Genomic DNA, 26,475 nt, shown 5'->3' on the forward strand with positions numbered 1-26,475 from the left:
TCGCCCGCCTTATTTTGCTTTGTGAGTGTAAGCAATCAATAGGTGTGCATTCGCATCTAACAACGCTTGCCGGTTCTGATCAATACGCAATCTGAGACGATAACGACCAGCCTGGAGCGAAGCGCTGTAGGCAAACGCGAGTTCCTCGGAAGCCCTGCCCGTCGGAGCCAGCCCAGCACTTGCCATTGTCGCGACATCCGCATTTAGCGCGAACAACCCCTTTGCAATACCGTCTGCAGCGATGGTAACGGGCACCTCTTGTTCTCTTCCAACACGTTGACTGCGCTGCAGCTCCACAGTGGCGGACCCAGCCTGCTGGATACGCTCTAGATGCACGACTGCAACGATTTCGGCACGTACCAGACTGTCCGCGGCATCCGCGACGGCGCCGGTGTCACTTCCGATCAATTGAATGCCGATAAAAATTGGCGGGTTTGCGTCGTCCGGCTGGGCGGGCACGTCGAACTCAAGCACCATTTCTTCGCCGTCATTGGGGGGCAAGCTTCGCGTCAGCGGTACTGCGGTTCGCATATCTGATTGCTCCTTTGCGATGGGGGTATTTGCAGGTGGCGATTGAATGCTGCAGCTTACGATCAGACCAATGATCAATGCCGTCACTGCAACGCGCATTAGATCCTTTGCAATGAGCACCTTATCTCTCCTGTGAGTGTGATGCCGAACCTGAAGCTCAAGGCAAATCCGCGTTTAGAACATGAGGCTATCTTAGCTGCCTCTTCTGCGGCCTACCTGCTGCATCGTATCGCTTATCTGTTCACACAGCTAACTGCGCTTACAGCGCGATGCGAGCGGCACCTCCACCGGCGGCAACGCCTGCATCGACAAATGCCCCGCGCTGGCCAAGCGCCGCCGCCAATAGCGACGGCACGTTGCAAAGAACGGTTCCAGGTACACCTCTTCCACCGACACATACCCCGGCAAGACCCTTAATTATAATCGGCCAGGCATTTATCTAGTGCCTCAGTGGCGTCCTTTGCGTCACTAATGGCACCATGAAAAATCTGGGCCGCGGCATAGCGATAGTGCCGTGTCTGATCAGCCGGCTTATCGCCATCCATCGAAATTGCGGCCATGACTAGTACGCCTTCACTTATCCGCATCTCCACTGCGTGCCTCAAAGCATGGCCCAGCTCAGAGCAAATCTTTGTGCTCTTCTTTTCCCATGTACGGGGCGCAACAACAAGTCCCGCAATGCGCTTCTGGAGCGCGCCTGACGCCTGCTCAGCGACCTGCTTGTAGGTGCAAATAACAGTTCCAGATTCACTTCTTCGTGATCAAACGCCTACCCCACGCCCTGCGCGGCCTACCCGGCTACGTCGGTGCCTCCCTGATCGGCGACGGCCGGATGGCGCTGATTGTGGATGTGGACGGATTGCGCTCCAGCGATCATTGATTTTCGGAAATCGGAAATCGGAAATCGGAAATCGGAAATCGCCAAGATGATCCTGGTTGCCTGATCTGACGGCAACGGCCGCGTACTGCGGCCGTTGTCGTTTCACTACCAGCATCGCTGCCGATTTACGCCGCCACGCGCGCAAGCATGGGCGCGATGGCTTGGCGACGGTCAGGGTGCCGTGGAACTGAACCTGGAACCGTTATTTGATCCTGCCGACCCTGCTGGTGCAGGCCGGCGAAGCGGTCTATGCGCTACCGCTGGCCCGCGTGGTCGAAGTGCTGCATGCACCGCAGACCTCGCTGGGCTGGTTCGACGGCCGCGCCGTGCTCGACCGCCGCTCGCATACGCTGCTGCTGATCGACCTGCGCCGCTGGCTCGGCGTACCGGCAGAACAACCGCCGCTGCTGACCGTGGTGCTGCTGCAGGCCGGCGAAACACGCTTCGGCCTGGTGGTGGACCAGGTCCGCGGCCGCGAGGAAGTGGTCATCAAGCCGCTACCCCGCGCCCTGCGCGGCCTGCCCGGCTACGCCGGCGCCACCCTGATCGGCGACGGCCGCATGGCGCTGATCCTGGATGTGGATGGGCTGCGCTCCAGCGATCATTGAGGTTGGGGATTCGGGAATCGGGAATCGGGAATCGGGAATCAGCAAGACGATCCTGGCTGCCTGATCTAACGACAACGGCCGCGTACTGCGGCCGTTGTGGTTTCACTACCAGCATCGCTGCCGATCTATGTCGCTACGCGCGCAAGCATGGGCGCGATGGTCTGGCGACGGTCGGGCTGCCGTGGAAGTGAACCTGGAACCGTTATTTCCTGGAACCGTTATTTCCCATCCAGCTAATATTTAAACATCTTAAACCAGCCCGGGTTTTAGAAAAACGGGGGAACATGCGAGCCAGCTGGCGCAAGCATCCCAAGCGCGATATCGTCAACTCCAAAACCCGATGTTTTGTTGATAAACGCGATTGCGGCGACGCGCGTGTCGGCGTTGAAGCCCATGAAGCTACGAACGCCGCCGCCATTTCCATTGCTCCAAGCTATACTCTGGCCATCCGGGTGGACCTTCCGCCAGCCGATACCCATTCTGGTATCGGCATTATCGCCGGGCCTATCTACGGTCAGCATCATTGAAGCCGCCCTAGAGAGGGGACCGCTTTCTTTGTTTGTCCAAAGTGTCATGAATTTCGACAGGTCCTTCACCGTCGAAAAAAGGCCGCCTGCCGGCGCAAGCGCACCAAATTCCCAGGGTTGAGCCGAGTGGAAGTCCGCATCGTAACCCCAAATTTCGCGGTGCTGCATCGCCGTTGATAGAGTAAGCGTAGTCTCGTCCATACGAAGCGGTTCAAGAATGCGAGCTCGCAAGAGGTCAGCATACGTTTTGCCAAGGCGCTGTGACAACGCGTAACCCAATAACGCGTAGTCAAAATTCGAGTATTCAAAACTCGACCCCGGTAAGCGCGTGAGATGGACACGACCTAAATCAGCACAAAGATCGCTCTCGGTGTAGCCGGCGTAGGGGTTGTCTTGACTGAGGCCGGTGCGACTGGATGGCCGAAGTGGTAGCCCACTCGTATGAGTGGCTAAATCGAGAAGCGTGATCTCATTCCCGTCGAAGGTGGCGGGAGGAACTGCAATGTACATTGATAGCGGATCGACGAGATTCACTTCACCCCGCTGAACGCAATCAGCAAGTAATAGTGCCGTGAATATCTTGGTTAGCGAGGCGATCTGAAATACTGACCGATCATTCGGCTGTTGGAGTTTACCTAGGCCAACCGTTCCGTAGTGGAAGGTCTTCAATTCGCCTGCGCGCACCACCCCCAATACGGCCCCGGTGCCCTGCTTTTCCTCGGCTACGCGACGGCGAAGGGCCGAGGACACGCTATCAGCTTCAATTCCGGGTTTGGCAAAGCTACGCATCGGCAGGGCCATGGATAATGCCGCAGCCAAAACAGTGCGGCGTTTAATTGAGGCGACCATTTTTACTCCTCACTCCAACATCAGCGTTTGAGCCATGCAGAGGGTATCACCCTATTCGGCCGGATACTTCCTGTCCGCATACGCGATGTTGTATGGTGTCGCCGCCTCGCAAGACAGAAATCTCTCGCCGGTTTGGTGATACGGCTAAGCGGCGGGAATCGCTTTAGCTGCTTCGAAACCAGCCTTTCCGCATTCCACCAATCCCGGCCATTCAACAATGGCAGCTATTTGTCGAATAACGGGTCCAAACCTCAGGGTCAGATTGACTTCCTTAAGTGAATCTGACCCCGTTCTTTGGGCGTACCTGCCGAACAGCCGCCGCTGCTGACCGTGGTGCTGTTGCAGGCCGGCGAAACCCGCTTCGGCCTGGTGGTGGACCAGGTCCGCGGCCGCGAGGAAGTGGTCATCAAGCCGCTACCCCGCGCTCTGCGCGGCCTGCCCGGCTATGCCGGTGCCACCCTGATCGGCGACGGCCGCATGGCATTGATCCTGGATGTGGATGGACTGCGTTCCAGCGATCAGTGAGTTTGGGGATTCGGGATTCGGGATTCGGGATTGGGAGAATCGGGAATCGGGAATCGGGAATCGGGAATCGTCAAGACGATCCTGGTTGCCTGATCTAACGACAACGGCCGCGTACTGCGGCCGTTGTCGTTTCACTACCAGCATCGCTGCCGATCTATGCCGCTACGCGCGCAGGCATGGGCGCGATGGTTTGGCGACGGCCAGGCTGCCGTGGAAGTGAATCTGGAACCGTCATTTCAGAACCGTTACTTCACTAGCCCTCACACCATCCGGTGTTGAGGCGCAATCGACTGCTCTCGCTGTTGCTCCTGCTGCTGGGATTGCTGTTGGCGCTGAGTTTCGCCCAAGGCCTGTAGTTGCCCCAAGGATTGCTCGACGGACTGCGCAATCGCATCACTTGTCTTCATATGCGCCATCTTGTGAGCGGGATCGTTCAACGCACCTTCCACAACGAAGACGTTCTCGCCCTGGCGCACGGACTTGGTGTTCTCGCTCAGCACGACATGATCGATTCGCGACAGCCCGTTCTCTTTGGCTAAATACGCGCTGCTTGCTGCCAGCCGTGCGCTGTTGTCGTCATACTCGCGGCCGAGACCTTGCTCAAGGCGGCGAACGGCTTCTTCTGCTTGGTGATGCAGCGGATCTGTTGGCAGCACTCTCGCAAGCTGTGTTACTTCCTGTAGTGGAGATACCTGCTCACCGGGCGGCTGCGCCTCACCAATCACCTTCTGCCAAAGTTCCTGCTTGGGCTTGGGATTGTTGTGCTCCTTATTCAACTCACTTTTAGGCACAGGAGCAGGAATGCTCTTGATCTCATCTACGTTTTCTACGGGTCTGATATCCCCCTCAAAGCCTTTATCAACTCCATCTTTTGTCTTCCGGTACAGTCCAGCGTGATTGAGCGCATCCCACGTGAAGTCGATACAACTGTTTTTAACACCGTGATATTCCATATTGAACCCGTGCTTAGCAGGGGCCGCGCCGAAGGCCTCCAACTTGTCATACTGGGCCTTATCAATCTCCATCGTGCGTGAGTAATACGGTTTTTGATAGGTGTCGACGTCATTGAACGAAGGTTTTCCCGGCCCGCTAGCCTCACCATGCTTGATGGGCGAGAACCCATAACTTTTGACAGTCGTTCCGTCGTCAATCGAGTAGTACATATGGCCGCCGAAGGATGTGCCTCCGGTCATCAACGGCGTACCTGCGGCAGCGACGTAGACAGTGACTGCATAGCGCTTTTCATGATCATCCATGCTCATTCCCCTCACTTTCCTTTGTAGGTGTAAGCGACAAGAAGTTGAGCATTAGCCGCAACCAGCGCCTCGGCGTTCTGATCAAAGCGCAGTTTGAGCCGATAACGGCCTGGCTGGACAGCATTGCTATAGCCGAACGCCAACTCCCTGGACGCGGTCTGTTCAGTAGACAAACCGGCGTCCTGCAGCGTCGTACCGTCCGCATCAAAAGCGAACAGACCAGGAGCCATACCATCAGCTGACAAGGGAATGGACGCCTGCTGACCTACTCCCACACGCTGACTACGCTGCAATTCCACGGAGACCGGACCGGATGGTTCAATACGCTCCAAGTGGAGCTCGGCCGAAACACCAGCGCTAATCAGCCTGTCAGCACTTTGGGAGACGGCAGTTGGATCGACACCGGTGATCCGCACACCGATGAAAACGGGCGGAGTCGCGTCGTCGGGCAGTGCGGGCACATCGAATTCCAGCTCTGTAGGCCCACGATCATGTGGGGTCAAACTCCGTACCAACGGGACGACCGTTCTCATCTCTATCTGCTCCTTTGCGATAGGCACGTTTGCAGGCGGCGGTTGCAGGCTGCAGCCAGCGATCAGGCAGGTAATCAATGCCGTGAGTGCAAAGCGCATTGGATCGTTTGCAAGGGGCACGGCCTTTCTCCAATAAGTTGGTGCTGCAGGGGGAATTTTGACAGTTTTTCAATGTCATCGTGTCATGCACGCCTCTCAAGTACCCCCAATGCCCTATGCACGCATTGCTTTATGAGGCCTGACAACTCCAGGGCTGAGTGACATGTCCGCTACCTCAGCTTATCGAATGTAGACCCATTCGACGCATTTGTGCGCTACCAACGCTTGCGGTTCCGCAGCCTCGCCACGCGGAAAAACCTCTACTCGCATTCCCGGACGCGTAAAGAAATCACTCATCCAGCGCCCGTCTTCGACGATGTTGCGCTCGCGCGCAAATCCCATTAGCTCAAGCTGCTGGGTGAAGCGGTCGAAGTCCAGACGACAGATCTCGGTCATTGAAGGCGATGCACCGGCCACATTGCGATCAAAACGGAATTCAAACCAGCGTCCATCGAGTTTGGTTTCATCAACACCAAAGCCGTAGCTCCACTCTTTGGTGAGCCGGCCAAAAGCACGGTATAGGCGTTCATCGTCTTTTACGAATTGAACGACCTGCCCCATTGCCGACTTCAGACGCTCGGGAGTGAAGTCGGAAATGGTCTGGCTGCCTTTGATCAACGCAAGCAGGTGGCCAAGCAAACCCTCCGCAGTGGGCTTGTCAGGCGGCACAGTGGCAGGGCTGGATGAACTCAGGGCGGATGTCTCCGTGACGGTTGCCGGAGCTGCGCCGCCCGCCGCGTGGGCGCAAGCTCCCAGAGCCAGGGTGGCGAGCAAGGCGTAGAGGGGGCGCGCAATCATGAAGCGTCCGGTGTGCGCTAATGTCGCTGCGACGCTAGTGGCATGCGGCACTGAGGTCAATCGCAGGTCTCTGTCACCCGCACCATCATCGCCCCACGCTGCGCGCCCTGGCCGGCGCCTCCGCCGGCGGCAACACCTCCATCAGCAGTTGTCCTTCACTGGCGGTGATGCGCAGCTTGGTGCCGATGGCAAAGCCCAGTTGTTCCAGCCATAGGCCGCTGAGGCGGACGTGGGGCACGTGCTGGTCGCCGGCGTGGTCGTGGGCGCCGGGGTAATGGGTGTAGCTGACGGTGCATTGGCGCGGGCGGCGAGCGCGGCGGGGTGCACGTAGCGTGCCGGGGCCTTGCGGCGAGGCGTCCGGGTCGGGCGGCAGCATCGGTGGCAGCTTGGTGCGGTCGGGTTCCACAACGACCCACTGCACCCGCTTGGGTGGCGCGGAGCGCGCACGCGTGCGGGTGGGCCGTGCGTTGGCAGATGCCTTGGGTGGGCGGCGGCGTGTCATGGCGCCTCCGGGTGATGGCGGGTGATTGTTGCAGCGACGTACTGCTGCAATGGCACAGCCCTGCGTGCCGACAGGCGGCGCGAGGTGTGCGGCAATACACCGAGCTGGTGACTCAGCGGATGCGCGGCATGGTCTCTCGCCTGCTCAATAGCTGTGCTTGCGTCGAGCCTGCGCAGCACATCGCCCATATCCCACCGCGGGCGGTGAGCGGAAGCTGGCAACAGATCAACCGGCACAGATGCCGGCATGGATGGTGCGGTAGACATGGCAACGCCCTCCTGGAACAACCCAAGAACCGCCGCCAACGGCGACGGGATGTCGGGAGGTTCGAAACCGCTCATAGCCGGCGGGCGTATTCCCCTTGCGGGTGTTGTATTAGCCGCCCTCCCGACGCAGGCATCGCATCGGCTTGCACCTGCGGGATGCAGGCACAAAAAACCCACCGGTTTGACGGAGGTGGGTACCGCTATGAGAGGAGTTTCGACGCTCCTTGGGACTAGATTGCAAGTACGCGGTCTGGCGTGTCAAGACACGCTGGCGGGTCTCGTGTGGCTCTGTGCGCCGATGAAGCAGTTCCATACGGGCCACGCAAGCCGAGCGCCCTCGCCTGATAAGTGCACCTGACCCTTCACGGTCCGATGCGAGCGCGGGAGCGTCGCGCCCATACCGCCGCGTTTCAGGCATAGGCGCGTGGTTGGCGACTGCCAGGCTGCAGTGGAAGTGAACCTGGAACCGTTATTTCGAGCCGTTACTTCTCAACCATTGGATGTCACTTAAATGCAAGGCCCACTTCACCGAATTCGGCTTTCCCGAACGGCATTCATCCATGCGCGGACATGGTCACCGTTATTGAATCTATCTTGGAAGAGCAGCTTCCGTCGGTCGACAATCTCACTCCAATTCCGGTCAGCGGTGTCCAACGAGGCCTCAGCGAGAGTGGGATTGCCGTGCCATAGAGCTTCCATGTTACTAGCCCATCGCAGGTACTGCATCCAGGATAGTTTCAGCCAGGCAGTACGAGTACCACCGCGGATGATTTCCAAGATTCGCGCTTCCGATGGGTTGCCGGACATATCCCTGCCTTCGAACCATCCATGACGAAGTAGCAACGCCACGTCAGCCTCCCGCAATCGAGCTAGCAAGGGCCCTTCGTTCCAATAGGCCACTTGCCGTCCCCCAGCTTCTTCGTCCTGCCATCGCCCAGGGGAGAAGCGCCGTAGATTCATGAATTTTCCTGTGGAGATGTCGGTTGCTCCAGCGAGCTTCCACAGAATCAAGTCATGACTCACGAAGGCAACATGCACTCGCATCTCCGCAGAAAGGAGACGCACAAGATGCACGGCAGTGGGAATGCCAGCGCCATCCTTCAAGGGCTCACGTGGTGGCACATCCTCATTTACAAACGTGAGGTAGACGCGTTCGCAGGAACTTCGCGAAAGGATCGATGCGATAGCCATCGCCCTTGTTGGGTTCGCGAGGTCACGCAAGCTAACTACGGCTGTCAGCATCGTCTGGATTTCATGCTGATCTGCGTACTGCTTAGTCGCGTCAGCGACCTCTACCATCAAGGAGTAGTAGTCGTCCGTAAATGCTCTCGGAAACAATGCTGGGGAGCACACCGCATCCACGCCGAGACGGGCTCCTTCATCAACAATCGCGCGCGTGCGCGTTGTCCACCAGCCGATATCTGCATGATCGGCTGTCGCAAAATCGGCCGGAAAGTAGGACCATTGGTCCATCTTTCCTTTTTCGACCGCAGGGTTATACATTTGCGGGTCAAGGATCACCTCAAGCCTATCGCGCAGAGTACCTAGGCGAGCAAGTCGAGTTTGAACGTCTGTAGGTCCATCGTTGACCGGGCTGAGGATTAGCCCGGTATAGGCGCCAATGTCAGCTTCCTCTAGGAGGTTCCAGGAATCGTGGCCGAACTGCAGATAGGACGCCATTGATTTCTCTTAGGGTTGGGTCAATGATTTGATGAAATCGGAAGGCCTGCGGTATCTGGAAACGGGCCACGGTTTGAGCGCCCTAGTTATACAGCCGAACCCCATTGCGGTAAGGCGCTGAGCATTTGTAGCCGGCATTTCGTGTTTCGCGGCTACACTAATGATGGCGTCATTTATAGTTTTTCCCGGCTCAAGGAACGGGTGATGTCCAAGAAGGCATTCTGCCAGCACTATGGCGACTCCGAACTGGTCAGTTCTCCAGTCAATGAGTGCTTTGTCGTTGGTTAGCTGCTCAGGGGCTGCATATGCAGGCGTTCCCGGCCCCATTTGCATGAAGGCATGCGTGAGAGTTGGCTGATCCAACATTCTCACAATTCCAAAATCCGTTAGTACGGGGTGGGGGTCCCTATCATCGCGGAACATGATGTTTGCGGGCTTGATGTCCCGGTGAACAAGTCGCTTACTTTCAAGATGTTCCAAGACTTCTGCTAGCCGTACACCGAGAGCTCGGACAACTGCTGGAGGCAGAGCGCCTAGCTTAAGGCGTGCCTCAAGCGTTCCGCCGCCCAAGTATTCCTCATAGACGACCCACAGGTGGTGGGTTCCGTGCGCATAGGGGAATGCTTGCAGAAGTTTCGCAACCGATGCATGCGAGCACTCCTTGAGCGCATCGGCCTCACGCACAAGGCGGTTAGCATCACCCGCTATCGCAGCAATCTTAAGCGCGAATGGATACGACTGATGGACAGAAAGATAGGCGCTCTTGAATGCCCCTTTGCCCAACAATCCTTTGAATTCAAATCCGCATTGCTGACACAGCTGCTCGGCAACCAGATCTAGATTTAGCTGCGCGCTCATCATCTTTTAGCGAATCGAAATGTTCGTGCGCTTGCGCCCGCAGCCAGGTCAGTAGTGCGTCCTGCTCGGAGGCCTCGATGAGCACCTCCACGGATTTTCCATCGAATGAACACAGTCCCACCCCCCGTAATTCAAACTCGTCTCGGTTCCTCAGCGCTCTAGCGGCCACATGTGCAGGAACGATCACATATGACTTGTTGGCGTAAGCAGTGCTGCGATACGCCTGATGAAATGCTCGCTTCCAATTATTTAACTTGGCTTCGAAGGCTACTAGTGTCTTGCGCCGATGCCGAGCGAGAACATCAACGACCCCAGCGCGGTGATCCCACTCCTTGGTGATTTCTACCTTTCCAAACGATGTACGACCCTTTGATAGCTTACCTACGAAGCTGTCGACAAAGTCTGACTCGGTTGAAAAATCGTCACGGTCTATCGCTGGGGCAGTGGCTTGAGACATGAGGCGCTTCACTGACTACTTTTGTGTAGTTTACCAATACTTGGCCAACTAGCGGCAGCCCGTTCGGCAAGGCAAACCAGCGCATACGCCAACAGTAGGAGGCCTAGGAAACAAACACCCCACATCGACCACACTATCGAAATAACGGTTCCAGGTTCACTTCCACCGCAGCCCGGCCATCGCCAAACCATCGCGCCCATCGCGCCCATACCGCCACGCGGCAGGCATGGGCGCGACACGTTGGCGCTAGAACTTGTAGGTCAGCCCCAGGTACGCCAGCCGGCCTGCGTAGCCGCCGGTGTAGAAGCGGGCGCGGGTGTCCTCGCCCAGGTGCGAGCGTGACTCCTGCTTGGTCAGGTTCAGCACCGAGGCGGTGAGGCTGAGCGCCGGGGTGATGTTGTACGCCGCGTTCAGATCGATCTGGTAGTACGGCTCCTCGTAGACGTTCAACCCGTTGACCAGGCCTTGCACCAGCTCGCCGCGACGGTTGTACGAGGCGCGCAGCAGCAGGCTGTCGGTCTCGTAGAACACGGTGAGGTTGGTCTGGTTTCTGGCGCTGCCCGGCATGGCGGTCTTGCCGGCCTCAGTGCCGTCCTCCAGCCGCACCGCCGCCTTGCTGGCATCGTTGTAGGTGTAGTTGAACTGCACACCAAGACCGAATGGCAGCGTGTGCTGCGCGTAGAGCTCCACACCCTGCGAGACCGCGTCCTGGCCGCCAGCCTGGGTGCTGTAGTTCTGCACGGTGACCGGTTGCCCGTCGACCATCATGTTCACGTCGCTGATCACGTCGACCGCAAAGTTCTCCACGTTCTTGCGGAACAGCCCCACACCTGCCACCGAGCCCGGCTGGAAATACCATTCCAGCCCCAGGTCGAACTGGTTGGCCTTGTACGGCTCCAGGTTCTTGTTGCTGCCCGAGCCGTACCAGCCCTGCTCGCTGGCACCGCCGGTCAGGCGCCGGTCGGCCACGTACTCGGGACTGTAAAACTCCAGGCTGCCGGGCGCGGCGATGTCGTTGTAGCTGGGACGTGCGATCACCTTCGCGGCTGCCGCGCGCAGCAGCAGGTTCTCGGTCAGGTCGTAGGCCAGGTTGAAACTCGGCAGCACGTCGGTGTAGTTGCGGTCCAGCCCGCTGACCACGAACGACTCGGTGCGTTGCACGCTGTCGGACAAACGCCAGTAGCCTTCGGTCCCGCAATAGGTGTCGGCCGGGGCGCCGCTGGGCATGGCGGCGCCCTGCTGGCAGGCCAGCGGATTGCCGTCGGCGCCATCGAAGAAGTAGTCGTTGTAGGCGGTCACCTTGTCGGTGGAATCGGCACGCTGGCCGGTGCGCGCCACCCGCACGCCGACGTTGCCACGCAGCCGCTCGGTGTGGAAGTTGAGTTGCAGGTAGGTGGAATAGATCTCCTCGTCGACGTTGTAGACGAAGTTGTCTTCGCTGCGGGTCTGCATCGCGCCGTAGGTCTGGTTCAAGTAGCCGATGTAACCCGGGAAGTTGATCGCCGGGAACGCGCTGGCGTTGACGCCACCGGCCAGGTTGTCCTGCGCGAACAGCAGGCCCGGCGAGAACTGGGTGGCGATGGCATTGCAGCGCCCGTTCCAGTAGCGGTTGTCGTAGTCACTTGGGTCGGTGCCCGGGCACACCCAGTAGTTGTTGCCGGTACTGCGGTGGATGCCGCCGTCGCGACGCTTGAGGCCGAACTGCAGCGAGTCGACGACCTCGCCGTCGAAATGCCAGGTGGTATCGATCTGCGCGTACTGCTGCTGATTGGTGTTGCGGGTCCAGGACGAGCCGGTCGAGCCCAGGTCGACCTGCAGGATGCCGTCGCGCAGGTTCTGCATCAGCTCCGGCGAGAACGTCATGCTCGGCGTGCCGGTCAGGTCCCAGGCGCTGGCGAAGTTGCCATTGCTCCAGCTGCCGTCGGCGTTCTGCAGGCGTGGCTTGATCGGCAGGGAGAACTGCAGCTCCGGCCCGCCCTTGGCCCAGGTGCGGCCGACCTTGAATGCCACGTCCACCTGCTCGCCACGCCATTCGCCGCCCAGGTCCACCGTCTGCGACTGCGATTTCTCGATGTTGTAGCTGCCGGTGATCTGCGGGGTCGGCACGGTGCAATCGTCCGAGCCCCAGCCGCCCGGCGGCAGGCCGGCCGCGGCGGCCTGCGCCTCGCTGCAATAGTAGGTCTTGCCCGGACGCAGGCTGTAGGCGGCGCCAGTGACGATGGTGCCGCTGGGATCGAACTGCAGCCGGTCGAGCAGACGGCCGCCGCGCCAGTTGCCGTCGCCGTTATAGCGGGCAATGTTCCACTCGGGAATCTTGATGGTATTGGTCTGCGAGTCCTGCGACAGGTCGAAGCGGAAGTAGTTCGCGGTCAGCGTCAGGTCGTCGGTCGGCTTGAACTGCAAGGTCAGTTGCCCACCCTTGCGCTCGCGCTCCTCGCGTTTGGCGCCCAGGCTGACCGCCGTCGGCATCATGAAACCGGTGGAGTAATTGCCGTCCTGGTTCCAGAAACCGGTACCTCCCCACCAGTTGGCATTGAAGTCCGAGGGATTTCCGTTCACGTCGACCGCCGGGCCGACTTCGTCGCGCCCGTACCACTGCCAGCTCTCGGTACTGGCATCGAGCGTGCGTGCGGTGCGCTTCTGCTGCGTGTAACCAACGAAGACACCGAAGCGGTTGTCCTTGTCGTGCCACGAGTACGAACCGGAGAACTGGCCGTCGGTCTTCTTGCTGGTATCCGACCAGGTGCCCTCGGCGGAGACGAAGCCGGAGTTTGGCTCCAGTTCCAGCGGGCGCCGCGTCTGCAGGATCACCGTGCCGCCGATGCCGCCTTCATCGATGCGCGCCTCCGGGGTCTTGTACAACTCCGCGCTGCCCAGCAGGTTCGACGGCAGCAGCGTGTAGTTGAACGAGCGCGTCGGGTCGCCGTTGGACTCGGCGGTGGCGATGTAGTTGCCGTTCAATTCGGTCAGCACCAGCTCCGAGGACAGGCCGCGCACACTGACGTTCTTGCCCTCGCCGCCGTCGCGGCTGATGACCACGCCGGGCACGCGCTGCAGCGCATCGGCCACGTTCTTGTCGGGGAACTTGCCCACGTCCTCGGCGGTGATCACATCGACCACGGCGTTGGCGTTGCGCTTCTGCTCCAGGCTTTTTTCGATCGCGTAGCGGTAGCCGGTCACCGTCACCGCATCCAGGTCCGTGGCCTGCACCTCGGCCTGGCCCGTGGGCGCCGGCGTGCCGTCGGCCTGCTGGGCGGCAGCGGTGGTGGAGGCGGCGCTCGCGAACAAGACGATGGCGATACCGGCGGACAGCGTGCTGCGGTTGCGTGCGAATGGCATGCGGTTCATTTCGATCATGCTCTCCCAATAGTGATCGGCTTCGGCGGATTTCTGTCGATCCAACGATCGGACAAGAACGCCGCGCGAAGTGATGCAGAAATATCCGGCGCGGTTGCGGCGACCCGGTGTCCCTCCTCTTCCCTCTCCCTTCTGCACAGATGCGATTAGATCGTTCTAATGCAGTGGAAAACTAAGTATCACAGCCCATGCGGGAGCGCATTCTGCCCCGCAACACGCCTGCTGCGTTTGCCACGCGGCCTGCCCGGCGACGCCGGCGCCATCCTGATCGGCGACGGCCGCATGGCGCTGATCCTGAACGTGGATGGCTTGCGCTCTAGCGACCATTGATCTTTTGGGGATTGGGGATTGGGGATTGGGGATTGGGGATTGGGGATTGGGGATTGGGGATTGGGGATTGGGGATTGGGGATTGGGGATTGGGGATTGGGGATCGGGGGATCGGGGATCGGGGATTGGGGATTGGGGATTGGGGATTGGGGATTGGGGATTGGGGATTGGGGATTGGGGATTGGGTATCGGGGATCGGGGATCGGGGATCGGGGATCGGGGATCGGGAATACGATCCGGGTTGCTTGATTTAATGACAACGGCCGCGCCCGGCGGCCGTTGTCCTTTCCGAAGACCTCACTGCGCGTAGGTGGGTGACGGAACACATTCCGTACAACTACCCTCACCCCAACCCCTCTCCCGCAAACGGGAGAGGGGCTATCAAATGGGCGAGGGGCTATCGTGGACGCGATTTCGTCCCGTCTCCCGCTTGCGGGGGAAGGTGCCCAAAGGGCGGATGGGGAGGCATCGCCGGCAGATATCCCGCCGACAGTCGATCAACACAGGCGCACACTCTCGATGCGAGCGCACCGGTCTGTTGGCATTGGTCCAGCGGTCACGATGCGCCACCGGCGCCAAAGACGCGCAAGCGACGCGCCGGCGCCCGCCAGGAATCGGGCGCACACCGCAGAACGACAACTTTCTGGCGCTCTCAAGCGCCCGCCTCTATCAAGTCCGCCGCACTTGGGCCGATACCGCTTGCATGGACAGATTGAGCATTATCGGACTGGTGCTGGCGGTCGTGGCGATCGTGGGCGGCAGCGTGTTGAAAGGTGCCGGCATTTCGTCGCTGTGGTCGCCGGCTGCCTTCGTGATCGTGATCGTCGGCACCGTGGCGGCGATCCTGCTGCACACCTCGCCGGCAGTTTTCCGGCGCGCCTTCAAGATCCTGCGCTGGGTGATCCAGCCGCCGGCCAGCGACCGCCCGCAGTTGCTGTCGCACATCGTCGAATGGAGCAACATCGCGCGCCGTCAGGGCCTGCTGGGCCTGGAAGACCAGCTTCCGCGCCAGGACGACGCGTTCCTGCGCAAGGGCCTGCAGATGCTGGTCGATGGGGTGGAGCCCGAATCCATGCGCCACATGCTCGAAATCGAGGTGGACAACCAGGAGCGTCAGGATCTTGCCGCCGCCAAGGTGTTCGAAGGCATGGGCATCTACGCGCCCACGCTGGGCATCATCGGTGCGGTGCTGGGGCTGATGGCGGTGATGAAGAATCTGGCCGACCCGGCCATGCTCGGCCACGGCATCGCGGCAGCGTTCACCGCCACCATCTACGGCATCGCCTCGGCCAACCTGCTATTTCTGCCGGTCGCCGCCAAGCTCAAAAGCGTCATCCATTGCAGTACCAACGAGCGCGAAATGGCGATCGAAGGCTTGATCGCGATCGCCCAAGGCGAGAACCCGCGCAACATCGAGTCGAAATTGGCAGGCTACTTGCATTAGCCCCGTCATGGCCCGCCGTCGCAAACATCACGAAGACCATGGCAACCACGAAGCGTGGGCGATTCCGTATGCCGATCTGATGACGCTGCTGCTGGCGTTCTTCGTGGTGATGTACGCGATCTCCTCGCTCAACGAGGGCAAATACAAGGTGATGGCGCAGGCGCTGACCACTGCGTTCGGCGGCTCGTCCAACACCGCCAGCCCGGTGCAGATCGGCAAGACCCAGACCCTGGGCGCCGATTACGACCGCCCCTCGGTCATCAAGGCCGGCGCACCGATGGCGGCCTCCAACGGACCGACCGACCCCACCCTGCTGCCGTCGATGGCCGCGCAGATGCGCATGCCGGTGTCGCTGCGCAATCAGGCGCAACTGGCGCGTGCGCAGCGACAGATGGATGCAGTGGCGCAACAGCTGAGCAAGACGCTGGCGCCGCTGATCGACAAGAAACTCATCACCATCCGCCGCAACGATCTGTGGATCGAAGTGGAGATCAACAGCGACATCCTGTTCGGTACCGGCTCGGCCACCCTGGCCGGCGGCGCCCGCGGCACGCTGTCCACGCTGGCCTCGGTGCTGCGCAATGCGCCCAATGGCGTGCGGGTGGAGGGCTATACCGACAACCAGCCGATCGCCACCGTGCAGTTTCCCTCCAATTGGGAACTGTCGGCGGCGCGTGCGGCCAGCGTGGTGCACCTGTTTGCCGACGACGGCATCGCCCCGCAGCGATTGGCGATGGTGGGCTATGGAGAATTCCGCGCACGTGCCGATAACACAACCGAGGCGGGACGGAATGCGAACCGGCGTGTGGTGTTAATCATCCTCGCGGACTCGGCTGGCTCACTCGCACCCGATCCGCCGTCGCAGATGCAGGCGACCGCCGCCGGGGCGCCCAAGCTTCCCAAGTCTGACGGCGGCCAAACGGCCGCCACCACCGAAAGCGGCACAAGTTCCGTTCCCGCCGTAATTCAAGGAGTGCAGTGAGATGCGTATCTGGGCAATCGCCAACCAAAAGGGCGGCGTGGGCAAGACCACCACGACGCTGGCGCTGGGTCGTGGCCTGGCCGCGCTCGGCCACCGGGTGCTGTTGGTCGACCTCGATCCGCACTCCTCGCTCACCCGTGCATTCGGCGTGGCGGTCGACCCGCCGCCGCGCGGCGTGCTGGACCTGTTCGGCACCCCGCCGAGCGATCTGGCCAGCCTGCTGCACGAAAGCACCATCCCCGGCCTGTCCTATGTCTGTGCGCAAGCTGCACTGGCCACACTGGAACGCCGCAGCGCCAACCAGCCCGGCCTGGGCCTGGCCCTGCAGAACGCGATGACCCGCCACGCCGGCCAGCACGACTACATCCTGCTCGACTGCCCGCCCACGCTCGGCCTGCTGATGATCAATGCACTGGCCGCCTGCGACCGCGTGGTGGTGCCGACCCAGGCCGAGCCGCTCGCGCTGCATGGCCTGGCCAGCATGGTGCGCACCGCCGACATGGTGCAGCGCTCGCGTCGCCGCGATCTGCCGGTGTCGATCCTGCCGACCCTGTTCGACCGCCGCACCCGCGCCGGCAACGAAACACTCAAGGAAATGCAGGACACCTACGGCCCGTTGGTGTGGGAAGACGCCGTGCCGATGGACACCCGTATTTGCAATGCCGCCGCACTCACCGTGCCCGCCACCAGCGGCGACTATCAGGGCCGTGGCCTGTCCGCCTATCGCCGCGCGCTGGAATGGGTGCTGGCCGATGACGCGATGCGTATGGAGCAAGCCGCATGAGCAACCACACCGCCAACGGTGAGCTGGACGATTATCTGGAAGGCCTGTTGCACGATGGCGATGTGCAGGTATTCGCACCCGTCGCCGTCGCCGAGCCCATCGCCGCGGCGGTGCTTGCCGACGCGGATCTGGCGCTGGCCGAGCCGCCCGTGCAGCGCGCCGACGTGCCGGATGCGATTAGCGCCGTGGTCAGCGCCGAAGCGATCACCACCGATTTCCTGGCTGAAATGGACGCCGATCCGGCCTTCGCCCCGGCAATTGTCGCAGCGCCCAGCGCCGCAGACATCGCCGCCGATTTCCTCGCCGAAATGGATGCAGACCCGGCCTTCGGCCCGCCGGTCGTCGCAGCGCCGAGCGCCGCCGACATCGCCGCCGACTTCCTGGCCGAAATGGATGCCGATCCGGCCTTCGGCCCGCCGGTCGTCGCAGCGCCGAGCGCCGCCGACATCGCCGCCGACTTCCTGGCCGAAATGGATGCCGATCCGGCCTTCGGCCCGCCGGTCGTCGCAGCGCCGAGCGCCACCGACATCGCTGCCGATTTCCTGGCCGAGATGGACGCCGATCCGGCCTTCGCCACGGCCGCGCCCAGCCCGTTTATGAGCACGGCCGATCTGATGGCCGAAATGGACGCAGACCCGGCTTTCGGCACTGCGGACTCCGGCGCCGACCTGTTGGCTGCCGACCTGTTGTCGGAGATGGACGAAGACCCCGCGTTCGCGGTTGCCGCGCCGCCCCCGCCCGCCCCTGCGCGCGCGGCGATGGCCCCGATGGCCGCGCCGCAACGCGCACCCTCGGCGCCGATCCAGCCGCATGGGCTGCAGGCGCTGCTGGCGCCTGGCCAGGCCGAACGCATCCACGCCGAACGCCGCGCCAGCGAACGCAGTACGCGCTGGCTGCGCCTGCGCTGCGGCGAGCAGACCTATGCCCTGGAATTGCTCAAGGTGCAGGAAGTGGTGTTGCCGGTACCGCTATTGCCCTTGCGCGGCACCGCCAGCGCGATGCTCGGCATCATGAATCTGCGTGGTCAGGTCGTGCCGGTGATCGATCTGGGCGTTCACCTGGGCTCTTCACCGGTCGATATGGATCTGCAGACGCGTGTGGTGGTGCTGGAAGAAAACGGCGAAACCATGGGACTGCGCGTCTCGGCGGTGGAAGACGTCACCAGCCTCACCGATCAGCAGATCGAGCCGCCGGACAACGCACGCCTGTGCCGCATCTCCAACAACCTGTTCCGTGGTGTCGCACGCCTGGGCCATCAGCCGATGATCCTGCTCGACGCCAGCCATTTGCTGCATTGATGCGCCGCTCAGCTGACGCCTCTCTGCACGCACAACGATTCAGCGTTAAAGCTTTTCCGCCTCCCGCCGTTAGTACGCATAGAACCATCCGTTCGGAGCAACAATGAGCACAGTGACATTGGGCGATGATCTCGGCATCGAGACCAGCGCCGACCTCAAGCAAAAACTTGCCGCAGTCCTGACGCAGGACGGCGAGCTGGTGCTTGACGCCGGCAGCGTCCGGCGCATCCATACCGCCAGCGTGCAGTTGCTCTGCGCCTTTGTGCAGGCCCGCCGCGAGGCTGGCTTGCACACCGAATTCGATGGCTGCAACGACACCTTTAGAGATGCGGCTCGTCTGCTCGGCGTCACCGACGCACTCGGACTTCCCGCATCCAATGACAACCTGAAATCTGTGGAGAACGCCGCATGAGCGCACGTATCTTGGTGGTGGACGATTCGGCGTCGATGCGCCAGATGGTCTCTTTCGCCCTCACCTCTGCCGGCTTCGCCGTCGAAGAAGCCGAAGACGGCGCCGTCGCGCTGGGCCGCGCGAAGGGCCAGCGCTTCAATGCGGTGGTGACCGACGTGAACATGCCCAACATGGACGGCATCTCGCTGATCCGCGAACTGCGCCAGCTGCCCGACTACAAGTTCACCCCGATGCTCATGCTCACCACCGAGTCGGCGGCCGACAAGAAGTCCGAAGGCAAGGCCGCCGGTGCCACCGGTTGGCTGGTCAAGCCGTTCAATCCAGAACAGCTGATCGCCACCGTCCAGAAAGTCCTGGGTTAATTCCCTCTCGCTTCACCATCGGATTTCACGCCCATGAGCATGGACCTGCAGCGTTTCCACGCCACCTTTTTTGAGGAAAGCCGTGAAGGGCTCGACGCGATGGAGGCCGGTCTGCTGTCGCTTGAAGAAGGCAACCGCGACCCGGAAATCATCAACTCGGTGTTCCGCGCCGCGCACTCGATCAAGGGTGGCGCGGCCACTTTCGGTTTCGAGGCGGTCGCCGGCCTGACCCACGTGCTGGAGACGCTGCTGGACGAATTGCGCTCCAACAAGCGTCAGTTACAGCCCAACGCGGTCGATGCCATGCTTGGCTCGGTCGACGTGCTGCGCGCCCTGTTGCGCGAAGCCGAACACGGCACCCCGGCAGACCCGGCTGCGGTCAAGGCCGTGCACACCCGTTTGAATGCGGTACTCGCGGGCGAAGCGCCGGCCGCTGCGGTGGTCGCCAAGCCGAAGGAAGAAGAACCCGAAGCCTGGCACATCGGCTTCACCCCGGCGCCGTCGCTGTTCATGAGCGGCAACGACCCGCTGCGCATCATCCGCGAGCTGGAGCATCTTGGCCCGCTGCAGATCGCCGCGCGCCTGGAACGCATGCCGGGCTTTGAAAACATCGACCCGCTGGAAGCCTACCTGGCGTGGGATCTTGGCCTGATCGGCAAGATTCCGCGCAGCAAGATCGAAGACACCTTCGCCTGGGTGGTGGACGATTGCGAGCTGGATATCCGCCCGATGGCGGTGCCCGGCCCGCCGCCGAGCCTGGCCGTGGACGCCGCTGTAGCCGCGCCTGTCGCCGCTGCGGCACCAGCGACCGCCGGCGAACCGGCAGCCGCCGCCGCGCCGGCCAAGGCCGCCGCCGCCGAAGCCGAAACCTCCATCCGCGTCAGCGTGGACAAGGTCGATGCACTGATCAATCTGGTCGGTGAGTTGGTCATCACCCAGGCCATGCTCAAGCAGGTCTCCACCGGGCTGGATCCGGTGCATGCCGAACAGCTGTGCGCCGGCCTGGACCTGCTGGAGCGCAATACCCGCGATCTGCAGGAAGCGGTCATCGGCGTGCGCATGCTGCCGGTGGACGCGGTGTTCCGTCGCTTCCCGCGCCTGGTCCGCGACCTGTCCGGCCGCCTCGGCAAGCAGGTGCGTCTGCGCACCATTGGCGAAGGCACCGAGCTGGACAAGGGCCTGATCGAAAAGATTGCCGATCCGCTCGTGCATCTGGTGCGCAACTCGATCGACCACGGTCTGGAACTGCCCGATGCGCGTCGCGCCTCCGGCAAGGACGAGACCGGCACCATTACCCTGGCCGCATCGCATCAGGGCGGCCACATCGTGATCGAAGTCAGCGACGACGGCCGTGGCCTCAATCGCGACAAGATCCTGGAAAAAGCGGCCGAACGCGGCATTGCCGTGCCGGACAACCCGACCGACGCGCAGGTGTGGGACCTGATCTTCGCGCCGGGCTTCTCCACCGCCGATGCGGTCACCGACCTGTCCGGTCGTGGCGTGGGCATGGACGTGGTCCGCCGCAACATCCAGGGCCTGGGTGGCGAAGTGCAGCTGGAAAGCAACGCCGGCAGCGGAACCCGCGTGCTGATCCGTCTGCCGCTGACCCTGGCCATCCTCGACGGCATGACCGTCTCGGTGGCTGGCGAAACCTTGATCCTGCCGCTGGCCTACGTGCTCGAAGCACTGCAGCCGGCGCCGGAAGACATCCGCGCAATGGCTGGCGACGGCCGTGTGTTGCGGGTGCGCGGCGAGTATCTGCCAATTCTGTCGCTGACCAATTACTACGGCTTCGGCGGGCAACAGTCCTCGCAGGAACCGCTGGTGGTGGTGGTCGAAGGCGATGGCCAGAAGATCGCGCTGGAAGTGGACGAACTGCTCGGCCAGCAACAGGTCGTGGTCAAGAACATCGAAAACAACTACCGGCGTATCCCGGGCGTCTCCGGCGCCACCATCCTGGGCGATGGGCGGGTTTCGCTGATCGTGGACATCGGTGGACTGGTGCGCTCGCTGCGCGTGCCGCAAGCGGCCTGAGTCAACGCAACACGCGCGGCATGGACGCCGCGTGGCAACACATGATGATGCGATAGTTCCCGGCGGACTGGGTCCGCCAGCGCCGACCAATCCGCGCGGCATGGCACGACCCGCAGTATGTCCTGGCCCTCGGCCATGTCTGGCTCAACGACCGTCTCGGCGCGCATGCCCGGCATCCTGGGCGAGGTTTCCGCCGCCGCACAGGAACGATCGGCCGGTATCGAGCAGGCCGAGCAGACCGTGACGCAGAGGGACGATGCCACCCAGCAGAACGCGGCCCTGGTGGAACAAGCCACCGCCGCTGCACGTTCGATGGAACACCGGGCAGGCCAGTTGGCCGATGCGGTGTCGCTGTTCAAGCGCGTGCCGACCGTCGCAGGGCCATCGGCGCCGCGTATTCGAGTGGGTCTCGACGCGCCAGCCGCCAAGCGCCCGATCGTGGCCGTCATCGCCAAATCCGCTACCAACATCGCTGCTGCCCCGCGCCCGGCAGTTGCAGCGGCGGCCCACACCGACCCCCGCTGGCACGAATTCCGGACGTAACCCTCCCCTCAGGGAATGGGGTTGGACCGCGCGCTCGTTGCAAGATCGCCCATTGGGTGGTGTCGGCCGCCAATTGGCACGTGATGATCGCCCTTCAAAGACGCCTCGGTACCGCCGGGGCGTGTTGCCGTGTGGCAGCCGCGGATAGACCTCTTGGCACTGCCGCGCTCGCGCACCGCGCGTGCGGTGCTGCCGTTGGTCGAAAGCCGATCAAGCGCACGCGCCTGCGGCCGATACACACAGCAATGAGGGCCACGTTGCCCGCGTCACGTCGAAGGAAGTCCGCATGCACATCGCCAAGTCCAGACACCCTGCCCGCCATCTGCTGGGCGCTGTGTTCGCCGTTGCACTGGTAGCTGCCGGCGTGTCGTTGACGCCGTCCTTCTCTGCGCCTGCGGCGCCGGTCACCGTGCTTCTGGACAGCGTGCCGATGAGCGCGCTGCACTCACTCGCCATCGATCTGGCGCAGTTGCGCAACGACCAGCGGGCACAGCTTGCCGCCTCGCACGATCCCGCGCGTGTCCAGGCCTACGACGAGCGCCTGGGCAATTTGCGTCAACGCATTGCGCGGCATGCCGGCTACTTCCAGGCCACCGCCCCGCAGGGCGAACAGGCGCGCCAGTTCGCCCGGGTGCAACAGCAGCTGGGCCTGTATCTGGCGCAACAACGCCAGGCCAATCGCGCCCTGCATGAAGGCGATCTGCGCTCCGCGCAGGCGCTGGCACCCAGCCTTGCAGGCGACCCGCAACAACAGGTGTGGACCGAGCTGCAGAGCTTGCAGCAGTCGGTGGCCAGCGTGAGCAAACCGCAACGCCGCTGAGCCGATCCCAGACGTTGCGGCCTGTCGATCATGGCCGCATCGCATCTGCAATTCTAAAACGTCCCCTCGCGGCGCCGGTGCATCAGCCCCCGGCGGAGCGCACCGTGCGCGCCACTGTTGCGTGCCGGCATAACGCCCACGCCGAGGCGACTTCTGTCCCCATGCCCGACCACCGCGACCCACGCCAAGTCCATTGACGTGCATTGCAACGGACAGCTCAAGACCCGCACCGGCCATCCGGTGACCCGGCGACAACCTGAAAACCGCAACCGGTTGCCGCACGGCTAACAAACGCGACTCCATATTTTCCGGCTCCGGTCGTTAAGTGTCTTATCCCGGTCACGTTCCCTACTCATTGGATGGAAGCCATGACGTTGAAGACCACGGTTGCCAATACGCTTGCCAATGTGCCGCTCAAGCGCAAGTTCCTCGCCCAGACAGCACTGGTGGCCCTGGGCATCATCGCGCTGGCGGTGATCGCCGCCCGCATGCAATACGTGGAACTCACCGATACGCGCCGTGAGGGGCTCAGGAGCCAGATCGAAATGGCCACTGCAGTGGTCGATGGCTATGCCAAACGCGCCGAAAAAGGCGAGATGGATCTGGCCACCGCAAAGAGCAGAGCGCTGTCGACGCTGTCGTCCATGCGCGCACGCGACGGCGTGGATTACATCTACGTCACCGATCAGTCACCGACGATGCTGATGCACCCCATTCGCAAGGATCTGATCGGCAAACCCCTGTCCGATGTGCTCAGCCCCGACGGACTGCGCATCTTCCCGGCCTTCGTCACCGCCGCGCAGGCGGGCGGCGGCTACGTCGATTATTCGTGGGCAAAACCCGGCGAAAAAGACCCCGTCCACAAGACCTCCTATGCGGCGCTGTACAAGCCGTGGGGCTGGGTGATCGGCACCGGTGTGTATCTGGACGACACCCAGGCCCAGGCATTGGCTTTCACCGGCATTGTCGCGTTCGCCGGCGGCGTGCTGATGCTGATCAACCTGCTGGCGGGCTGGATGATCGGCAATTCGATCCTGGAACCGGTGTCGCGCGCGCTCGCTGCCATCCAGGGCGTGGCGCGCGGCGACCTGAGCGTGCGCACCGCACCGCATGGCCGCGATGAAGTCGGCCAGATGCTCAAGGCCACCGACGACATGGTGCACACCCTGGAGCGCTTCTCCGCGCAGACCAAGGTGATGATGCACATGCATGCCGGCGAAGACGTCAGCCACCGCATGCCCACCGATTTCCCCGGTGTCTACGGCGAACTGGCCAGCGGCATCAACACCATGGTCTTCGAACACCTGGATGCCATCGTCGATGCCATCGGCGTTCTCAACGAATACGCGCAAGGCGACCTGTCGCACGACGCCACCCGCCTGCCCGGCACCCGCGCTGTGCTGCACGAGGCGATGGACGCGGCCAAGGCCAGCCTGTTGGCGATCAACACCGAGATCAAGCGGCTGGCGCAAGCAGCGGCCAACGGCGATTTCAGTCAACGCGGCGATGCAACGCGCTTCAAGCACGACTCGGCGCGCATGATCAACGACTTGAACGCGATGATGGAGGTCAGCGACCGCAACCTGGGCAAGTTGTCCGAGCTGCTGGCGGCACTGGCAGAAGGCGATCTCACCATACGCATGGATGGCCAGTTCCACGGCGTGTTCGCGCGGATGCGCGACGATGCCAACACCACGGCCACGCAGTTGGCCGGCATTGTCGGGCGCATCCAGCAGGCCGCCAGCGCCATCACCGGATCGGCCGGCGAAATCGCTGCCGGCAACAACGACCTGTCGCAGCGCACCGAACGACAAGCGGCCAATCTGGAAGAAACCGCCGCTTCGATGGAGGAACTCACCTCCACCGTCAAACAGAACGCCGAGAGCGCGCGTCAGGCCAACCAGCTGGCGATCGGCGCTGCGAAGGTGGCATCGCAGGGTGGGCACGTGGTCAGCCAGGTGGTGGACACCATGTCCGGCATCCAGACCTCGTCCAGGAAGATCGCCGAGATCATCAGCGTCATCGACGGCATCGCCTTCCAGACCAATATCCTGGCCTTGAACGCGGCGGTGGAAGCCGCGCGTGCCGGCGAACAGGGACGCGGTTTTGCCGTGGTCGCATCGGAGGTCCGCACGCTCGCGCAGCGCTCGGCCGGTGCGGCAAAGGAGATCAAGCACCTGATCGACGATTCGGTCGGCAAGGTTACCCAGGGCTCGGCGCTGGTGGATCAGGCCGGCACCACCATGGCCGAGATCGTATCTTCGGTGCAGCGCGTCACCGATATCATGGCCGAGATTTCTGCCGCCTCGCAGGAGCAGTCGGCCGGCATCGAACAGGTCAATCTCACCGTCACCCAGATGGACGAGAGCACTCAGCAGAACGCCGCGCTGGTGGAAGAAGCCACCGCCGCCGCCAATGCGATGCAACAGCAGGCGCAGCAGCTGGACGATGCGGTGTCCAGCTTCCGGGTGAGCGCGGTGGTGCCCGCACAACGCAACCACGGCGGCGCCGGTGCGCGCGCAAGGGCGCTGCTCGCGGTCACCTGACCGCACGCCGGCATCGGTGATGGCGTACTACCCAATTGCACAGCATTCCGGCCGATTGGCATCGGCACCCGGCAGCGCCCCGGGCATCGAACGACAAGAACCTCGATGCCCGGGGCCACGACCACCTGGAGTCGTGCCTCACGCCGTGTCTCGACGCGCCACAGCCCGCTTGGCACGCATCCCCATGTCCATCACGCGCTCCACGCAACGGCGCATCGCATACCCGGCGCATCGCCTGGCTGGCACTTTGCGAACAGACCCCTGCCCTGCCGTTGCTTGCCGGCACATCAAGATTCAATGGCCGTTGCCGTTAACCAAACTGTCATCGACTGTCTGTGCTTACCGCAACAGCCGATCAGTCGACCATGCGCATGGTCGCCGACCCGCGCATGCACCCGAATCTCCGATCGTTCAAGGGGTTGCCATGAAGGTCTGTCTTGTCGCCAGTTGTCTTGTCCTGTTCGGCACTATCGACCAGGCCCGCGCCGAAGAGCCGATCGCCACCGACCGTCCCGATTTCGTCGAATCCAGCCTCACCGTCGGCGATCGTCGGCTGCAGGTGGAAACCAGCGTGGCGTGGGAACGCGACAATCGCGTCGATGGCTATGCCACCCCCACCCTGTTCCGCTATGGCCTGGGCCCGACCTGGGAATTGCGGCTGGAGACCGATGGGCTCCAGCGCATCGATGCACCCGGCGAAGCGACGGTCAGCGGCATGTCCGACGTCTCGCTCGGCGTCAAACACCATCTTGCCGGCTCCGACGATGGCAAGGCCTCGCTGGCCTGGCTGCTGCACGTGGACCTGCCCAGCGGTGCACGCGCCCTGCGCGGCCACGGTGCGCGGCCGTCGTTCCGGCTGGTGGCCGAATGGGATCTCAGCGACAGCATCTCCGCCGGCATGATGCCCGGCGTGGTGTGGGACGACGATGGGCAAGGCAATCGCTACACCGCCGGTATTTTCGGCGCGGTGCTCGGCAAGGCCTGGAACGACCGCGTGCGCTCCTTCGTGGAAGTGGCATTGCCGCAGATCGCCAACAGCGACGACGGCGGCACTACCGCGCTGCTCGATGTCGGTTCTGCCTGGCTGCTGAGCAACGATGTGCAACTGGATGCGGTATACAGCCGCGGCCTCAACGATCGCTCACCGGATCACGCACTCGGCGTGGGTCTGTCTTTCCGCTTCTGAAACAGGCCG

General features: G+C 62.4%; 22 protein-coding genes and 3 pseudogenes. 14 read left to right on the forward strand and 11 right to left on the reverse strand.

Annotated features, from left to right (window positions below; genetic code table 11):
- Positions 1-9: 9 nt before the first annotated feature.
- Complete coding sequence (locus GGR62_RS14675; RefSeq protein WP_326520266.1) at positions 10-651, reverse strand: hypothetical protein; 642 nt, start codon at positions 649-651, stop codon at positions 10-12.
- A 637-nt stretch (positions 652-1,288) separates the two neighbouring features.
- On the opposite strand from GGR62_RS14675, the gene GGR62_RS21290 reads away from it, so the two are divergent.
- Both GGR62_RS21290 and GGR62_RS14680 read left to right on the forward strand, forming a co-directional pair.
- Positions 1,289-1,411, forward strand: a complete 123-nt coding sequence (locus GGR62_RS21290; RefSeq protein WP_260286829.1) for a hypothetical protein — start codon at positions 1,289-1,291, stop codon at positions 1,409-1,411.
- A 209-nt stretch (positions 1,412-1,620) separates the two neighbouring features.
- A pseudogene (locus GGR62_RS14680) lies at positions 1,621-2,019 on the forward strand (chemotaxis protein CheW); the annotation flags it as partial.
- Between the two features lie 266 nt (positions 2,020-2,285).
- Here GGR62_RS14680 and GGR62_RS14685 read toward each other — a convergent pair.
- Positions 2,286-3,395 (reverse strand): serine hydrolase domain-containing protein, encoded by a 1,110-nt coding sequence (locus GGR62_RS14685; RefSeq protein ID WP_184408605.1) that lies wholly within the window; start codon positions 3,393-3,395, stop codon positions 2,286-2,288.
- Positions 3,396-3,689: 294 nt separating this feature from the next.
- Between GGR62_RS14685 and GGR62_RS14690 the strand changes: the two are divergent.
- Positions 3,690-3,920 (forward strand): annotated as a pseudogene (locus GGR62_RS14690) (chemotaxis protein CheW); the annotation flags it as partial.
- A 260-nt stretch (positions 3,921-4,180) separates the two neighbouring features.
- Here GGR62_RS14690 and GGR62_RS14695 read toward each other — a convergent pair.
- The 9 genes from GGR62_RS14695 to GGR62_RS14735 form a co-directional block, all read right to left on the reverse strand.
- Complete coding sequence (locus GGR62_RS14695; RefSeq protein ID WP_184408675.1) at positions 4,181-5,083, reverse strand: XVIPCD domain-containing protein; 903 nt, start codon at positions 5,081-5,083, stop codon at positions 4,181-4,183.
- Between the two features lie 104 nt (positions 5,084-5,187).
- Positions 5,188-5,736 carry a hypothetical protein gene (locus GGR62_RS14700; RefSeq protein WP_039424959.1) on the reverse strand — a complete coding sequence of 183 codons (549 nt, stop codon included), beginning with the start codon at positions 5,734-5,736 and terminating at the stop codon, positions 5,188-5,190.
- 252 nt (positions 5,737-5,988) lie between these two features.
- Positions 5,989-6,606 (reverse strand): hypothetical protein, encoded by a 618-nt coding sequence (locus GGR62_RS14705; protein ID WP_184408606.1) that lies wholly within the window; start codon positions 6,604-6,606, stop codon positions 5,989-5,991.
- Between the two features lie 85 nt (positions 6,607-6,691).
- Positions 6,692-7,108 (reverse strand): SymE family type I addiction module toxin, encoded by a 417-nt coding sequence (locus GGR62_RS14710; protein ID WP_184408607.1) that lies wholly within the window; start codon positions 7,106-7,108, stop codon positions 6,692-6,694.
- Positions 7,105-7,449 (reverse strand): hypothetical protein, encoded by a 345-nt coding sequence (locus GGR62_RS14715; RefSeq protein ID WP_260306071.1) that lies wholly within the window; start codon positions 7,447-7,449, stop codon positions 7,105-7,107. Before GGR62_RS14715 ends, GGR62_RS14710 begins: the two co-directional genes overlap by 4 nt.
- Positions 7,450-7,899: 450 nt before the next feature.
- Positions 7,900-9,054 (reverse strand): hypothetical protein, encoded by a 1,155-nt coding sequence (locus tag GGR62_RS14720; protein WP_011051226.1) that lies wholly within the window; start codon positions 9,052-9,054, stop codon positions 7,900-7,902.
- A 9-nt stretch (positions 9,055-9,063) separates the two neighbouring features.
- Positions 9,064-9,912 carry a serine/threonine-protein kinase gene (locus tag GGR62_RS14725; RefSeq protein WP_184408609.1) on the reverse strand — a complete coding sequence of 283 codons (849 nt, stop codon included), beginning with the start codon at positions 9,910-9,912 and terminating at the stop codon, positions 9,064-9,066.
- Entirely contained in the window at positions 9,851-10,369 is a 519-nt protein-coding gene (locus GGR62_RS14730; protein ID WP_011051224.1) for a hypothetical protein, read from the reverse strand. The genes GGR62_RS14725 and GGR62_RS14730 overlap by 62 nt, the downstream gene beginning before the upstream one ends.
- 246 nt (positions 10,370-10,615) lie before the next feature.
- Positions 10,616-13,771, reverse strand: a complete 3,156-nt coding sequence (locus tag GGR62_RS14735; protein WP_184408610.1) for a TonB-dependent receptor — start codon at positions 13,769-13,771, stop codon at positions 10,616-10,618.
- A gap of 987 nt (positions 13,772-14,758) precedes the next feature.
- Between GGR62_RS14735 and GGR62_RS14740 the strand changes: the two genes are divergently transcribed.
- From GGR62_RS14740 to GGR62_RS14790, 11 genes and pseudogenes are all read left to right on the forward strand, one after another.
- The gene (locus GGR62_RS14740) at positions 14,759-15,499 is read left to right on the forward strand and encodes a flagellar motor protein (RefSeq protein WP_184408611.1); all 741 of its coding nucleotides are present in this window, start codon (positions 14,759-14,761) and stop codon (positions 15,497-15,499) included.
- A 7-nt stretch (positions 15,500-15,506) separates the two neighbouring features.
- Positions 15,507-16,481, forward strand: coding sequence for a flagellar motor protein MotD (gene motD, locus GGR62_RS14745; protein ID WP_184408612.1), 975 nt, complete (start codon positions 15,507-15,509; stop codon positions 16,479-16,481).
- Between the two features lies 1 nt (position 16,482).
- Complete coding sequence (locus tag GGR62_RS14750; protein WP_184408613.1) at positions 16,483-17,265, forward strand: ParA family protein; 783 nt, start codon at positions 16,483-16,485, stop codon at positions 17,263-17,265.
- Positions 17,262-18,563 carry a chemotaxis protein CheW gene (locus GGR62_RS14755; RefSeq protein ID WP_184408614.1) on the forward strand — a complete coding sequence of 434 codons (1,302 nt, stop codon included), beginning with the start codon at positions 17,262-17,264 and terminating at the stop codon, positions 18,561-18,563. Before GGR62_RS14750 ends, GGR62_RS14755 begins: the two co-directional genes overlap by 4 nt.
- A gap of 103 nt (positions 18,564-18,666) precedes the next feature.
- Complete coding sequence (locus tag GGR62_RS14760) at positions 18,667-18,975, forward strand: STAS domain-containing protein (RefSeq protein ID WP_184408615.1); 309 nt, start codon at positions 18,667-18,669, stop codon at positions 18,973-18,975.
- Complete coding sequence (locus GGR62_RS14765) at positions 18,972-19,337, forward strand: response regulator (RefSeq protein WP_002806565.1); 366 nt, start codon at positions 18,972-18,974, stop codon at positions 19,335-19,337. Before GGR62_RS14760 ends, GGR62_RS14765 begins: the two co-directional genes overlap by 4 nt.
- Before the next feature lie 33 nt (positions 19,338-19,370).
- On the forward strand, positions 19,371-21,371 hold the full coding sequence (locus GGR62_RS14770; RefSeq protein ID WP_184408616.1) for a chemotaxis protein CheA: 2,001 nt from the start codon (positions 19,371-19,373) through the stop codon (positions 21,369-21,371).
- Positions 21,372-21,545: 174 nt separating this feature from the next.
- Positions 21,546-21,914, forward strand: a pseudogene (locus GGR62_RS21295) (hypothetical protein); the annotation flags it as partial.
- A 286-nt stretch (positions 21,915-22,200) separates the two neighbouring features.
- On the forward strand, positions 22,201-22,734 hold the full coding sequence (locus GGR62_RS14780; protein ID WP_184408617.1) for a hypothetical protein: 534 nt from the start codon (positions 22,201-22,203) through the stop codon (positions 22,732-22,734).
- Between the two features lie 368 nt (positions 22,735-23,102).
- The gene (locus tag GGR62_RS14785) at positions 23,103-25,280 is read left to right on the forward strand and encodes a methyl-accepting chemotaxis protein (protein WP_184408618.1); all 2,178 of its coding nucleotides are present in this window, start codon (positions 23,103-23,105) and stop codon (positions 25,278-25,280) included.
- 424 nt (positions 25,281-25,704) lie between these two features.
- Complete coding sequence (locus tag GGR62_RS14790) at positions 25,705-26,466, forward strand: transporter (RefSeq protein ID WP_184408619.1); 762 nt, start codon at positions 25,705-25,707, stop codon at positions 26,464-26,466.
- The last annotated feature ends 9 nt before the right edge of the window (positions 26,467-26,475 follow it).

Origin of the sequence: Xanthomonas sp. 3075 (assembly GCF_014197275.1) — a bacterium.
GTDB classification, from domain to species: Bacteria; Pseudomonadota; Gammaproteobacteria; order Xanthomonadales; family Xanthomonadaceae; genus Xanthomonas; species Xanthomonas campestris_B.